This window comes from Streptomyces albus subsp. albus, assembly GCF_000719865.1.
Lineage (GTDB): Bacteria > Actinomycetota > Actinomycetes > Streptomycetales > Streptomycetaceae > Streptomyces > Streptomyces albus_E.
On the sequence record NZ_JOID01000008.1, the window covers coordinates 350,624 to 365,080 of the forward strand.

A 14,457-nucleotide genomic window follows, 5' to 3' on the forward strand; every position below is an offset into this window, starting at 1 on the left:
GGTGATCCGCGCTGCCCGCTGCCACCCTAGGCGGGCAGGCCGCTGTCCCCGCCCGGGACGGGGTCCCGGTCAAGGTCCTGGAGGCCGACCACGCGCAGCAGTTCGAGCCGCTCGTGGGACCTGCTGCCCGGACGTGCGGTGTAGACGATCAGCCGTTGGTCGTGCTCCGGACTCAGCAGAACCTCGCAGTCCAGCTCCAGCAGGCCGACGACCGGGTGCAGGAAGCGCTTGACGTCGGCACGGCGCACGGCGACGTGGTGGGCGTCCCACAGCGCCGAGAACTCCTCGCTGCGGGCACGGAGCCGGCGTACGAGCCCGGCCAGCCGGGCGTCGTCCGGGCGGCGGGCCAGGGTGGCGCGCAGGTCCGCCACCGCCGCGCGGCCGGCACGGTCGCGGTCCTCGGCCGGGAAGAGCTCCCGCGCGGACGGGTCCGTGAAGTAGCGCCAGACGATGTTGAGTTCCGCTGCCGGGCGGGCGGAGACGTCACCGTGGAGCGCCCTGGCCATCGCGTTCTGCGCGAGGACGTCGCCGCGGTCGCTCACCACCTGGGCGGGTGTGTCCGTCAGCCGGTCGAGGACGAGCAGCAGGCCGGGGCGGACATGCTCCGTGACCGGCCGGTGGCGCGAGGGCTCCTCGCCGGCGAGGTGGAAGAGGTGGTCGCGTTCGTCGCCGGTCAGCCGCAGCGCGCGGGCGACGGCGGCGAGCATCTGGCGGGACGGGCGTGAGCCCCTGGCCTGCTCCAGCCGCGTGTAGTGATCGGTGGACATACCTGCCAGCTGCGCCACCTCCTCGCGGCGCAGCCCCGGCGTGCGGCGCCGCGCGCCCTGCGGCAGGCCCACGTCGGCAGGGGCGAGCCGGGCACGGCAGTGGCGCAGGAAGTCGGCCAGTTCGGTTCTGTCCACGCCCCCACTGTGCCCCGGCCCGCCGGGCGCAGCCAGGGACCGCCCGTCCCCGGACAAGGACGTCTCTCCCGCCGCCGCCCGCACCGCCGCACGCTGGAGCCCGGCGCGGCGGACCGGTGCCGTCCGCACGGCAGTTCATCCGCCTCCGCGAACTCTGCCGGCGCTGCCGTGCACTCCCCCTTCCCAGTGAACTTCCCAGCGAACAAAGGACTGTTCCGTATGCAGTACCGCACACTCGGGCGAACCGGGATCAAGGTCAGCCCTTACGGGCTCGGCGCGTTGATGTTCGCCACGTCCATCGGCAACCCCGACCCCGGCGACTCGGCCCGCATCATCCACAAGGCGCTGGACGCGGGCATCAACCTCATCGACACCGCCGACGCCTACGGCGACTCGGAGGAGGTCGTCGGCAAGGCGCTGCAGGGCCGGCGGGACGGCGTCGTCCTCGCCACCAAGGTGAGCCGGCCGATGGGGGACGACCCCAATCACCAGGGGGCCTCACGGCGCTGGATCACGACCGCGGTCGAGAACTCGCTGCGCCGTCTGCGGACCGACCACATCGACCTCTACCAGATCCAGCGACCGGACCCGGCCACGGACATCGAGGAGACGCTCTCCGCGCTCTCCGACCTGATCCGCAGCGGGAAGGTCCGGGCGATCGGGACGTCCACGATGCCGGCGTCCGACATCCTGGACGCCCAGTGGGTCGCCGAGCGGCGCGGGCTGGCGCGCTTCCACACGGAGCAGCCGCCGTACTCGCTGCTCGACCGCGGTATCGAACGCGAGGTGCTGCCGGTCGCCCAGCGCCACGGCGTGGGGACGCTGGTGTGGGGCCCGCTCGGGCAGGGACTGCTCACGGGGCGCGTCCGCAGGGGCGAACGGAACGAGCTCCGCCGCGCCGGCCTCTTTCGGCACATGACCGACGAGCGTCGTGTCGACGCCGTTGAGCGGTTCGTCTCGCTCGCCGAGGAGGCGGGCCTGCCGCTCACCCACCTCGCCATGGCCTTCGCCATCGCCCATCCCGGTGTGACGAGCGCACTCGTCGGACCGCGCACCGTGAACCATCTCAACGACCTGCTCGCCGGCCTCGACGTGACGCTCACCGACGACCTCCTCGACCGGATCGACGAGATCGTCCCGCCGGGCACCGACGTCGGCCCGCTCGACCAGGCCTACGTACCGCCGGCCCTCCAGCGGCCGGGCCTCCGCCGCCGGCCCGCCGGTGAACGCGGCGCTGCCTGACGCGTCTTGATACCTGCCGCTGCCACTGGCCACCGACGGAAGCGCCACCGACGGAAGCGCCACCGACGGCAGGACCACCGGCTGTCCGGGACGCTGCCGAGCGGCGGCCCGGACCGCCGGGCGTCCTGCACGAGCTCGGGTGGGCTAGAGTTCCCCGGAGGGGTACGGGTGCGTACCCGTACCCCGGTAGTGCCGTCGAGAGGGAGCCGCGCCATGTCCGACGCCAACGTCCGTATCCCCGCCGAGGCGCGCGACCGGCTCGCTGAGATAGCGGCCGGAGAGGGCATGTCCCTGCGCGCCTACCTGGCCCGGCTGGCGGAGACGCTGCTCACCCCGGCGGAGCGGGCCGAGCGGGCCGAGCATGCGCGGACGGTGCTGAGGGAGTGGAACGGCTACGACCCCAGCGAGCGTGAACAGGCCGAACTGGACAGCGAGTTGGACCGCCGCCTGGCCGAGGCGGGTGCCCCGTGACGCGTGATGTGCATGTGGTCCTCGACGAGAGCGCGATGGTGGCGGCCGGGCGGGGCAACGTCCTGGCGTCCCGGCTGATCCACCGCTCGCACGCCGAGCCGGGCTGGTTCCTGTACGCCACCGTGTGCGCCCTGGTGGAGGCCGACCGGGACCGGCCGGGCACCGCAGAGCACATCGCGGCCCTGCCCGGCATCGTGATCGTCGACCTGGACCTGCCCGCCGCCCTGGCGGTCGCCCGCGAGACCACATGGTCCACCGCGCACACGCTCCACGCCGCCCAGCCGAGCCCGGACCGGCCGGACGGCGCGCTGATCGCCACCACGACACCGCACCTGTGGAAGGAACAACCGGTCCGCAACCTGGACCTCAGCCCTTGAACTCCGGGCTATCTTCCGCGGGTCACTCGGTCTTGGGGGACAGTAGCCATGTCTCGTAGCCGCTCAGATACTCACCCATGGCGCCAAGTGACATGGGTGACCGCTCGTACTGGGCCGATAGGTTGACCTCGTATAGCTTGTAGGCGGGTTCGCTCTCCCGTGCCGCAGCGCAAGCGGCTGCCAGCGCCTCGATCGCGCCCTCTCGATCGCCGGATTGCACAGCCTCCACGAGGCTGGGCCACACTTCGTTCCCGACGTGATCGACCAGCTTCATGATGTGTTGCCCTGCCCGGTGGGCCCGGTCCTTGATCGCTTCCTGCTCGTCATCGGCTCGGTCTTGGGCTCGGTGGGAGTCCCGTTCGTCATCGTTCGACCAGGAATGGTCGCCCCAGATCCGTTCCCATCTCTCTTCCCCTCGGGCCAGCTCGGCCTTGAAGTCGCGGTCCAAGTCGTCCTGGGTGAGACGAGGATGCTCCCAGGCGCCCTCGTCTTCGAACGCCGAGAGCCGCAGAGTGAGATGAGGGACGGGTTCGTCATCGCGCAAGGCCGTGAGTAGGAGGATGGCGTCGATCGAGGGTAGAAGTTCCTCCATGTCCACCAGTCCCCGCAGGGTCGCGGCGGACTGCTCGACAGCCATGTAGTCGTACTCGGCGATCTGGTTGTCGAGCTCACCGTGTAGATCGAGGATGGCGGTACCGATCCCCTCGATTTCTTCCATGCGTGCCGTGATCTCCGTGTCGAGACGCTCCACGATGTGTCCCAGTTCGCGGGCATCCTCGACCTGCTCTTCAAGATCGGCCACCGCTTTGGCCAGATCGCCCATTCCGTGTGCCCCCTTGCGTTGGCGGTCGCCAACTCCTTGCCGGCAGGCTAGCGGCAAGGTCTGCCCTTCCCCGGTGGTCCGCTGTCATCAGCCCACCGGAATGGCTGCTGTTGATGATCTTGCCAGTCATCGTGCGAGGCCACGGCCAGAAATCAGAACCCGAAGCCGATAACCCCGGTTATCAATCATCCCCCGACAACCGGACCAGGATCGCCGTATCGTTCTGTGCGTCGAGTGGAGAGCTGCTGAAGGACGGAACGGCAGCGGGCGATGACGCGCCGACTCGACACCGAAGCGGCAGAGGGGGCGAGAGATGGACGGGGGAAAGGGGCGCACCGTGGTCACTGATGCACCGGTCACGACACTACGCTCCCCGGCGTCTCCGCTGGTCTCGATGTCCGAGATCGCTGCCTTCGCGCGAGTGAAGCGTCCCGTGGTCTCCACCTGGCGCCGACGCCACCCGGACTTCCCCGCCGCCGTGTCCGAGAACGCGGGCAGGCTGCTGTTCGACGGCGTGCAAGTGGCCGAGTGGCTGGTCGCGTCCGGCCTGGGCAACGCGGACGCGACCGAACTCCGCTCCGAGCTGGCCCTGTTCGGCATCGTGGCCTTGCGGGCCCGGTTCACTCCGTGGCAGCTGGTCGAGACGCTCGGCAGCCTCCTGTGTCTGCGCCGTCTCGACGGCCGGCCGCTCGATGACGGCCGACTGCCGACGGCCGGTCCGGGCACGTCGGCGGCCGACGACGGCGACGCAGCGGACGGCGCCCTCTGGTCCGCCCTGCTACGGCGGGCCCAACGGATCGACGCGGAGGACGAATTCGTCCTGCGCGAGCTGCGCTCCGTCGACGCCGCCGCGGCCCCGCTCGCCCGCCTCGCCGAGGATCTGGTCGAGGCCGCCTACGGCGAGCGTGGCGCGTACGAGTGGCTGCTGGCCTCCCGCGCCCGGCTGGGCCTGGACTCCCTCACCGCCGACGCGGTCACCCCCGGACTGCGGAGCCTGCTCACCCAGCTCACCGACCTCCGGACCCGGCTCGAGCGCGGCGAGTCCCTCACCCTCGCCGACCCGCACGCCCGCGCCGGCGACCTGCTCGCCGCCCTCCTCGGCGAGGCCGAGGAACACGACCGCCTCACCGTTCTCGCGGCCGACCCCGACGAGCGCCTGGCCCGCATCACCCGCCGCCGGCTCCTGCTCGCGGGCGTCAGCGAACTCGACCTCGATGTGCAGACCGGCCCCGACCTTGAGGAACGTCTCGCCGACCCGGATCTCGTCGTCACCCAGCTCCCCTACCGCCCCGGCGAGGACCGCTCGATCCTCACCGCCCTGGCGGGCGTCGAGCGCGTCGCCCTCCTCCTCCGCCCCGGCTGCACGGCCCTCGTCCTGGGACCGGCCGACGCGCTCGTGGACGAGCTCAGGGGCACGGAGGAGTCCCAGCTCCGCTCGGCCCTCCTGCGCGACAACGTCGTGGAGTCCGTCATCGCGCTCCCCGGCGGAGTCCTGCCCTTCCGCCCCGGCTACCGGGCCGCGCTGTGGACGCTCACCCGCGATCCCGTCCCGGCCGCCGAGGGCAAGGTCTTACTGGCCGACATCAGCTCCGAACCGCTCACCGAGGCAGTCGGCGCGCGGCTCGCCGAGGACGTCCTCCTCTGGCGCGCCGAGGGCTTCCGGGCGCTCGACGGCCACGACCCCCGCTACGGGCGCGCGGTCCTCGTCGCCGAACTGGACCGTGCCTTCGGCGGCCCGCTGACCCCGCCCGGTCCGCCCGTCACCGTGCTGCTGTCCCGTACGGTCACCGAGCGCCCCGCCCTGATAGCTGAGGCCGAGGCGCGCCTCGAACGCGCGACGGAGGACATCCGCACCTACGAGGACGAGCACGGCCCGTACCGGGGCGGTGTGCTGCGCCGGGTCGGCCGCCTGCCCCGCCGCACCACCCTCGGCAAGCTGATCACCGAACGAAGGGTTACCCGCCTCCCCGGCCACCGCCTCGACGAGGAAGACATCACCCGGGACGGCCACCACGCCGTCCTCGGCCCCGAGGAGATCACCGGCAGCCGGGCTGCCGGCACCCGGCGTATCGACCGGCTGCTGCTGGCCGCCGCGTACGAGCGGGTGGCGCTCACCGAGCCCGGTGACGTCCTCTACACCGTCGCGCCCCGCCTCGGCCTCTACGTCGACCACGACGGCTTCGCCGTGGCCGCCTTCCCGGCCCGTGTCCTCCGCGTCAACCCCGCCGCAGGCCGTCCGCTGACCCCGCGCGTCCTGGCGGCCCTGCTCGGCGCAGCCCGGGGCACCGCCCGCAGCCCGAGCGCCGTACGTCCCGCCCGCCGCATCGAGGACTACCAGCTCCCCGACCTCGACCCGGACGAGGTGCTGCGCTTCGACGCCCTGCTGGCCGAGACCGAACGCCGCGAGCGCCTGCTGCGCGCCCAGGCCGACGCCCTCGCCGAGGCCCGCCGCCTGACGGTCGCCGGCCTGGCGGACGGCACCCTCACCCTTGACGGCCGCCTCGCCTCCGACGGCGCCCGGACGACCACCCACCGCATGTAACCCGTCCACGCCCACGCCCACGCCCCACCGATACACCGGAAGAAGGAACGATGCCTCCCCGCAAGCGAGCAGCGGCCGCCGGACAGGGCGAACTGCCCGGCGTCTCCAGCACCAAGGAGATCCAGGACATCCTGTGGAAGGCCGCGGACAAGCTCCGCGGCTCGATGGACGCCGCCCAGTACAAGGAGTTCGTGCTCGGCCTGGTCTTCCTGAAGTACGTCTCCGACGCCTTCGCCGAGCGCCGCGACGAACTGGCCGCCGACCCGGAGCTGGCACGGATCCCGGAGCACCGGCGGGCGGCGTTCCTGGAGGACAAGGACGAGTACACCGAGAAGAACGTCTTCTGGGTCCCCCCGACCGCCCGCTGGGACCACATCTCCGAGAACGCCTCCAGCGCGGAGGGCGGCGTCGGCAAGCTCCTGGACGCGGCCATGGACGAGGTGATGAAGGCCAACAAGGCCCTCACCGGCGTCCTCCCGAAAATCTTCAACCGCGACAACGTCGACCAGAAGCGCCTGAAGGAGCTGGTCGACCTCATCAGCGACGCCCGCTTCACCGGCCACGGCGACCGCCCGGCGCAGGACGTCCTCGGCGAGACATACGAGTACTTCCTGGAGAAGTTCGCGCGGGCGGAGGGCAAGCGCGCCGGCGAGTTCTACACCCCGGCGAGCGTGGTCCGTCTGATCGTCGAGGTGCTGGAGCCGTACGAGGGCCGGGTGTACGACCCGGCGTGCGGCTCGGGCGGCATGTTCGTGCAGAGCGGCAAGTTCGTCGAGCGGCGTAAGGGCAAGGACCACACGCACGACCTGGCGATCTACGGCCAGGAGGCCAACGAGCGCACGTGGCGCCTGGCGAAGATGAACCTCGCCATCCACGGCATGGACCCCAAGGGCGTCGGGGAGCGGTGGGCGGACACCTTCGCGGACGACAAACTGCCGGACCTCAAGGCCGACTTCGTGATGGCCAACCCGCCGTTCAACATGTCGGACTGGGCGAGGAAGTCGGACGACCGGCGCTGGAAGTACGGCGTCCCGCCGCAGTCGAACGCGAACTACGCCTGGCTCCAGCACATCGTCTCCAAGCTGGGCGACCGGGGCAGCGCGGGCGTGGTCCTCTCCAACGGCTCGATGTCGTCGAAGCAGTCGGGGGAGGGCGAGATCCGCGCGGCGATGGTCGAGGCGGACCTGGTCTCCTGCATGATCGCGCTGCCGGGGAACCTGTTCCGGACCACGGCGATTCCGGCTTGCCTGTGGTTCCTGACGAAGGACAAGGGGCCGCAGGGCGCGAAGGCGTTGGAGGACCGGCGGAGCCGGGTGCTGTTCATCGACGCGCGGTCGATGGGCGCGATGGTCGACCGCACGGAGCGCATCCTCACGGAAGAGGACCTGGAGAAGATCTCCGACACGTACCACGCCTGGCGAGGCACGAAGTCGGCGAAGGACAAGGGGCTTTCGTACGAGGACGTGCCGGGCTACTGCTACAGCGCGACGCTGGAGGAGATCGAGAAGCACGACTATGTGCTGACGCCGGGACGGTATGTGGGGGCCGCGGAGGCCGAGGAAGACCCGGACGCGGAGCCGGTGGAGGAGCGGATCGCTCGGCTGACCAAGGAACTGTTCGAGCAGTTGGACGAGTCGGCTCGGCTGGATGCGGTGGTGCGTGAGCAGTTGGGGAGGATCGATGGCTAAGGTACAGACCGTTACAGGCGGACGGGAAGCCACCACTGGAGTGATTCCGGGCCGTTGGGCACTGAGCGTGGGTAATCCACGGACTCCTACGCCCTCTGGTTTTCGATGGGTTCCCCTTTCTGAGGTTGCCCGGTTGGAGAGTGGGCATACCCCAAGTCGCAGAAAGCCGGAATATTGGGACGGTGGTATCCCTTGGATTGGAATTAAGGATGCCACAGGCAATCATGGTCGCACGCTCAATGCGACACTTCAGAGTATTAGCGAGGAGGGTCTGGATAATTCATCTGCCCGACTGCTTCCGGCCGGAACTGTTTGCCTGTCTCGCACCGCATCAGTGGGATATGTCGTCACGATGGGCGTTCCGATGGCAACTAGCCAAGACTTCGTGAACTGGGTTTGCGGCCCACAAATCTCCTCTCGGTATCTGCATTACATCTTGATGTCCGAGCAGGATTCTGTGCGCCGATTCGCGCACGGGACGACTCATCAAACGGTCTACTATCCTGAAGCTAAGGCATTTCACGTTTGCATTCCGACAAGGGTAGAGCAGGATGCTATCGTGGCGCTGCTCAGCGCGCTAGATGACAAAGTTACGGCTAATGAGCAAATTTCGGAGACGGCCGATAGCCTATGTGTTTCGATATTTGCCCGGTCTTTTGCTGAGGCTCTACAGCACCTAACAGAAGGCGCAAACCTGCCCAGTGGATGGGAAGTTGTCGACATGGCTGCTGCGGCAACAACTATTGAGACTGGCACCCGCCCGAGGGGTGGAGTTGCTAAGTACGTATCGGGTGTGCCGAGTATTGGTGCAGAAAGTGTGGTCCGGCTGGCTCGGTTCGATTTTAATCGAGTCAAGTATGTGCCGGAGGAGTTTTTTGCTGGTATGAGGCGTGGGGTTCTTCAAGATCGCGACATCCTGGTCTATAAAGATGGCGGTAAGCCTGGAGATTTTAAGCCGCATGTCTCCATGTTTGGCAATGGATTCCCTTATTCCAGAATGTGCATCAATGAACACGTCTATCGAGTCCGTATGAATTCCGAGTTGGGTCAGGAATTCGGCTACTACTGGCTTTCCTCGCCTCCAGTTCTTGGGGAGATGCGTCGACGTGGCACCGGGGCTGCCATTCCTGGGATAAATTCTAATGCGTTCAAAGGGATTCCGGTGGTGTGGGCGCCGCGCAATCGTATTCGACAATTCAGAAGTTCGGCTGCACCGCTAGTAAGTCGAATTTTGCAGGCGGCAAAAGAAGCTCGTGACCTAATCGTCCTGCGCGACACCCTCCTCCCCCAACTAATGTCCGGCAAGCTCCGCGTCCGTGACGCCGAGAAGATCGTGGAGGATGCCGTATGACCAGTGGCAGTGATCGTGATCGGACCACTGAACACGCCACCACGCACCACCACATCGCCGCCCACCTCGACGGCAAGATGACCGAGGCGACTTGGGAGCACCTCACCCTGGACGAACTCGCCGAGCTCGACTGGCAGGTCAAGGCCGGCAAGGAGCTCACCCCCGGCACCGGTCACCGCCGGGACTGGGACGACCTGATCCTGCACGACGAGCTTCGGGCGGCCGTCGAGCGGCTGAACCCGGAGCTGTCCGCCACCGCCGTTCACGAAGCACTCCGGATCGCCACCGACCCCGCCTCCCGCGACGCGTACCCGGAGAACCGGCAGGCGCACGAGTACCTCACCACCGGCATCAGGCTGACGTTCACCGACGAGTTCGGCGCCGAGCAGACCCCGACTGTCCGGCTTGTCGACTTCACCGACCCCGACGCGAACAGCTACCTCGCCGTCAACCAGGTCATCGTCCGGGACACCGACGGCAGGCACCGCCGCTTCGACGTCGTCCTCTACGTCAACGGCCTGCCGCTCGCCATCGTCGAGCTGAAGAGCGCCGCCGCGAAGAACGCCACCCTCCTGACCGCGCACGCGCAACTCCAGACCTATATATCGGAGTTCCCGATCGCGTTCCGGTACAACGTCCTCTGTCTGGTCTCGGACGGCATCACCGCCAAGTACGGCACGGTCTTCACCCCGTACGAGCACTTCGCCCCCTGGAACGTCGACCACGAGGGCGTGCGCGTCGACACCAACGCACCTGACTACGACGGCCAGGAGGCGCTGAGCCTCGCCCTGCACGGCCTCTTCACGCAGAACCGGTTCCTCTCCCTCACCCGGAACTTCGTCAACTTCACCCCGCCGAAGCCGGGCGAGCCACTCTCCGGCAAGCGCATCGCCAAGCCCCACCAGTTCTTCGCGGTCAACAAGGCCGTGGAGGCGGTCGTCGAAGCCTCCCGCACCAGCGGGCAGGCCGGTGTCGTCTGGCACACCCAGGGCGCGGGAAAGTCCGAGGAGATGGTGGAGACGGCCGCGCTCGTCTCCCGCCACCCGGCCCTGAACAACCCCACCATCGTCGTCATCACCGACCGCAACGACCTCGACGACCAGCTCTACGACACCTTCCTGGACAGCGAGCCCCTGCTCGGGCAGAAGGCCCACCAGATCGACACCCGTGAAGAGCTGCGCACCGAGCTGAAGCGGCGCAACGTCGGCGGAATCGTCTTCACGACCCTCCAGAAGTTCGGCCTGAGCAAGGAGGAGAAGGAAGCCGGCAAGACGCACCCGCTCCTCTCCGAGCGCCGCAACATCCTGGTCATCGTCGACGAGGCGCACCGCTCGCACTACGACAGCCTCGACGGCTACGCCCGCCACCTCCGCGACGCCCTCCCCTACGCCACCCTGCTCGCCTTCACCGGCACGCCCATCTCCAAGGCCGAGGCCGACACCCGCGCCGTTTTCGGCGAGTACATCGACATCTACGACCTCAAGCGCGCCGTGGACGACGGCGCCACCGTCCGCGTCTTCCACGAGCCGCGCGTCATCGACGTGTCGCTGCCGCCCGATGTCGACCCGAACGCGATCGACGAGCAGGCGAACGCCCTCACCGAGGGCATGGACGACGCCGAGCGCCGCCGCGCCATCCGGTACGCGGCCACCATGAACACCGTCTACGGCGCCCCCGACCGGATAGCCACCCTCGCCGACGACCTGATCAACCACTGGGAGAAGCGCCGCGAGCTGGTCAAGCCCGACATCGGCGGCCCCGGCAAGGCCATGGTCGTCTGCGCCACCCGCGAGATCTGCGTACGGCTCTTCGACGCGCTCGCCGAGCGGCGGCCCGGCTGGGCCAGTGACGAAGTGGACCAGGGCGTCATGAAGATCGTCTTCCACGGTGACCGTGCCGACCTCGAGCGTCTGCGCAAGCACGCCCTGCGCAAGTCCCAGCAGAAGGTCGTCCAGAAGCGCGCCAAGGACCCGGACGACGAGCTGGAACTGCTCATCGTCCACTCGATGCTGCTGACCGGCTACGACGCGCCGCCCATCCACACCCTGTACATGGACCGCCCCATGCAGGGCGCCAACCTGATGCAGGCCCTGGCCCGCGTCAACCGCCGCTTCCGCGGCAAGCAGGACGGTCTCCTCGTCGGCTACGCGCCCCTCACCGACAACCTCGCCAAGGCCCTGCGCGAGTACTCGGACCAGGACCGCAGGGACCAGACGCTCGGCGCGGACATCGACCGGGCGATCACCGAGGTCAAGAACGAGCTGTCCACCATTAAGGGGCTCCTCGCCGGGTGCCACTGGAGGGACTGGCTCGCCGACACCGGCCGGCCCGAGTCGCGCAAGCGCGCGCTCCGTCTGACCTCCAACTTCCTCCGCGACCCGAAGACCCCGGGCAACAAGGTCGAGCCCGGCGCCAAGCCGCTCTCCGTCCGTTTCAAGGACAGCGCGGCCCGGCTCGACCGCTTCTACCGGGTCTGCGCTATGAGCCGCGAGATCTCCGAGCGCTGCGAGGACATGGCGGACTGGCGTCGCGACATCGCGTTCTTCAGCGAGGTGCGGGCCTGGATGGTCAAGCTCGACGCCGCCGAGCGCGAGGCGAGCGGGCAGCCGCTCAGCGCCGAGATTCAGCGCTACCTCGACGCCCTGGCGGCCTCGGTGGTCGACGCCGACAAGATCACCGACCTGTACGCGGAGGCCGGGATCGGCCGGCTGGACATCACCCGCCTCAACGAGGCGCAGTTGCGCAAGCTGGAGAACCACGAGACCCCGCACCTGGTCACGGAGGCGCTGCGGCGCATGATCGAGCAGAAGATGCGCGAGGTGACCAAGCACAACGTCGTCCGGAACGAGAGCTTCTCCGAACGCCTCGACAAGCTGATGCAGCGGTACATGCTCCAGCAGCTCACCAGCGCCCAGGTGATCGCCGAACTGGCCGCGCTGGCCCGCGAGGTGTCCGAGGAGGCCCGCCGCGGCGAGCGGTTCGACCCGCCGCTCAGCCATGCGGAGCTGGCCTTCTACGATGCGGTCGCCCACCGCGACATGGCCGAGCTGATGGAGGGTGGCCAGGACACGCTGGCCGAGATCGCCCGGGCCCTGGTGAAGGACATCCGGCGGAACCTCTCCGTCGACTGGCTCTCCCGCGAGCCCGTCCGCGCGAAGCTCCGCACCCGCATCCGCCGCGTGCTGGCGATGTACGACTACCCGCCGGAGGAGGAGCGCGAGGCGGTCGATCTGGTCCTCAAGCAAATGGAGATCGTGGCCGCCCTGTGGGCGCCGGGGGCGAAGTAGCCCTGACCGGCGGGCGGGCAGCTCAAGGCCCGCCCGCCGGTCAGGGCCACGTGCGCTTGATGCGGCCGTGCCGCACCGCTGCGTGGCACAGGGCGTCGACCTGTCCGGGCGCCATGCCGTAGTCGTACGCGATGTCCTCGGCGGTCTCCCCGGCCTGCCACAGGTCGGTGATGGCCTTGACCGGGACGCGGTTGGCCGCCACAACCGGGAGACCGTGGCCGAACCTCGGATCGATCACGACCGGCACGGAGTCCGGGTACCGCCGCAGCCGCAGACTCCAGGGATAGTCGTCGCACGGCTGCCAGATCAGGGAGCGGAAGCAATCGGAAAGCGCTTGGCCGATGGTGGCGGCTCGGCTGTCCCGTGCTCCGCGGAGATCTCCCCGACCGTGCTCGACGAGGATGTCCAGGCCCTCTGTGAGGATGCGCCTGGAGACGAGGCCATAGGGGGTGTCGAAGGCGTTCCGTAGGAGGGTGGCCGCCCCTCTGATCCTGTTCGTGGCAAGTCCCAGGGAGAGCAGGGAACGCAGGACGTGCGCCTCGGCCACCGCGATGAACGGCACCGAAGGCTGTCCCTTCCGCACTGGCTGTACCTGGTGGACGAGAGGCGCTCCGGCGGCTTTGTCCTTCAGCCATGTATCGAGTGTCGACTGCGGAATCCCCAGACAGGCGGCAGTCTCCGTGCGCGTCAGAAGACCGTCCTTGAATCTGTCGATCACGCCCGCCTCCTCCTGGTACCGCGTTACGTGATGTTCAGCGCTGCCTGCGGAGGTCAGCCCACCCGACCACCGGTTCAACCGGCCACACGGAGATCGTCTTCGGAGCGGCAGTCCCGGCAGCGTCCGGGGCGCGGTGCGCGGAAGGCGCGTTCGCAGCCGTCGCAGGTCTGGAACGGCAGGACGACCGGGCGGTCCCCGGAGTGCGCCGGCGGGGGCGGGGGCGGTGCGGGCAGGGGCGTTTCGCGGAGGCGGAAGGCGAGGATGCCCGCCGGTCGGGCGTGGAAGCGGTCCGGGAGCCCGGTGGTCAGCAACTCGGTGATCCGGGGTGCCTCGACACCCGCCGCGAGCCACTGGGCTACGGCCGGTGCGAGGCGCGCCGCCTCCTGCGCGGAGAGGATCAGACGCGGGTCGACTCGGCGGAGGGAAGCGAGTACCGCGACGGCATGTGGGTCGGCGTCGGCCTGCGGGTCGGTGACCGGCTTCGGGCCGGTGGCGGGCTGCGGGATGGTCTCGGCGAGCGAGGTCGGCGTCTTTGTCTCGGCCTGCGTGGGTGCGGGCGCGGGTGCAGGCGTCGGCACGGGTGCGGTAGCCGTCGCCGAGGTGGCCTGCTTCCGGAGCCTGGGCCAGTGCCGCCGAGGCGGCTTCGGCGGCTTGGGAGGAGACGCGTCCGGGTCATCGTCCGGGCTGCGGTCCGGCACGTGGCCGGGTACGTCGCGGAAGTACGTCCGGGTGCGGATCCGCCCCGACGGCAGCCGTTCGCGGCGGCGTTCCAAGTATCCCGCTCGCTCAAGCTCCTTGAGCGCTCGCGAGATCAGGATCTCGCCCTCGGTGAAGTGCTCGCACAGCGCGGCGATGCTGACGGGGGTGCCGTCGGGCAGGGAGAGGATGTAGGCGGCGACGCCGATCGTGACCGCGCTGCCGCGCCGCTGGGCGAGGGCGTTGGATAGCACGGTGAAGTCGGCCGTGAGGCGGGTGCGGAGGTGGATCACGCCGGAGGTCGGAGCTCCGGCGGCGGCGCGCAGGCGCGCGTTAGACTGCGGGTCAGCCATCGGGAAG

Annotated in this window: 11 protein-coding genes; 7 read left to right on the plus strand and 4 right to left on the minus strand. The window is 69.1% G+C overall.

The features are described from left to right. Positions 1-26 precede the first annotated feature (26 nt). Entirely contained in the window at positions 27-902 is an 876-nt protein-coding gene (locus tag IF83_RS0110405) for a helix-turn-helix transcriptional regulator (RefSeq protein WP_051722630.1), read from the minus strand. A gap of 219 nt (positions 903-1,121) precedes the next feature. Here IF83_RS0110405 and IF83_RS0110410 point away from each other — a divergent pair, with 219 nt between their 5' ends. The 3 genes from IF83_RS0110410 (at position 1,122) to IF83_RS0110420 (ending at position 2,992) form a co-directional block, all read left to right on the plus strand. Next, positions 1,122-2,144 (plus strand): aldo/keto reductase, encoded by a 1,023-nt coding sequence (locus IF83_RS0110410; protein ID WP_030543807.1) that lies wholly within the window; start codon positions 1,122-1,124, stop codon positions 2,142-2,144. 213 nt (positions 2,145-2,357) lie between these two features. Further along, a complete protein-coding gene (locus IF83_RS0110415) occupies positions 2,358-2,615 on the plus strand; it encodes a hypothetical protein (RefSeq protein ID WP_030543808.1) in 258 nt (85 codons plus the stop codon). Positions 2,616-2,650: 35 nt separating this feature from the next. Beyond that, entirely contained in the window at positions 2,651-2,992 is a 342-nt protein-coding gene (locus tag IF83_RS0110420; protein ID WP_394297314.1) for a PIN domain-containing protein, read from the plus strand. A 22-nt stretch (positions 2,993-3,014) separates the two neighbouring features. Here the strand turns inward: IF83_RS0110420 and IF83_RS0110425 are convergent, their stop codons facing one another. Continuing rightward, the gene (locus tag IF83_RS0110425; protein WP_030543810.1) at positions 3,015-3,815 is read right to left on the minus strand and encodes a hypothetical protein; all 801 of its coding nucleotides are present in this window, start codon (positions 3,813-3,815) and stop codon (positions 3,015-3,017) included. Between the two features lie 394 nt (positions 3,816-4,209). Between IF83_RS0110425 and IF83_RS0110430 the strand changes: the two genes are divergently transcribed. From IF83_RS0110430 to IF83_RS0110440, 4 genes are read left to right on the plus strand one after another with little or no spacing between them, the layout of a single operon-like run. Further along, positions 4,210-6,357, plus strand: a complete 2,148-nt coding sequence (locus tag IF83_RS0110430; protein ID WP_051722631.1) for an N-6 DNA methylase family protein — start codon at positions 4,210-4,212, stop codon at positions 6,355-6,357. Between the two features lie 50 nt (positions 6,358-6,407). Further along, a complete protein-coding gene (locus IF83_RS0110435; RefSeq protein WP_030543812.1) occupies positions 6,408-8,045 on the plus strand; it encodes a class I SAM-dependent DNA methyltransferase in 1,638 nt (545 codons plus the stop codon). After that, the gene (locus IF83_RS31930) at positions 8,038-9,396 is read left to right on the plus strand and encodes a restriction endonuclease subunit S (protein ID WP_078843335.1); all 1,359 of its coding nucleotides are present in this window, start codon (positions 8,038-8,040) and stop codon (positions 9,394-9,396) included. Before IF83_RS0110435 ends, IF83_RS31930 begins: the two co-directional genes overlap by 8 nt. Further along, positions 9,393-12,683, plus strand: a complete 3,291-nt coding sequence (locus tag IF83_RS0110440) for a type I restriction endonuclease subunit R (protein WP_078843336.1) — start codon at positions 9,393-9,395, stop codon at positions 12,681-12,683. The genes IF83_RS31930 and IF83_RS0110440 overlap by 4 nt, the downstream gene beginning before the upstream one ends. Positions 12,684-12,723: 40 nt before the next feature. Here the strand turns inward: IF83_RS0110440 and IF83_RS0110445 are convergent, their stop codons facing one another. Next, positions 12,724-13,401, minus strand: coding sequence for a DUF433 domain-containing protein (locus IF83_RS0110445; protein WP_030543814.1), 678 nt, complete (start codon positions 13,399-13,401; stop codon positions 12,724-12,726). Between the two features lie 74 nt (positions 13,402-13,475). Further along, entirely contained in the window at positions 13,476-14,450 is a 975-nt protein-coding gene (locus tag IF83_RS0110450) for a hypothetical protein (RefSeq protein WP_078843337.1), read from the minus strand. Positions 14,451-14,457: the final 7 nt, after the last annotated feature.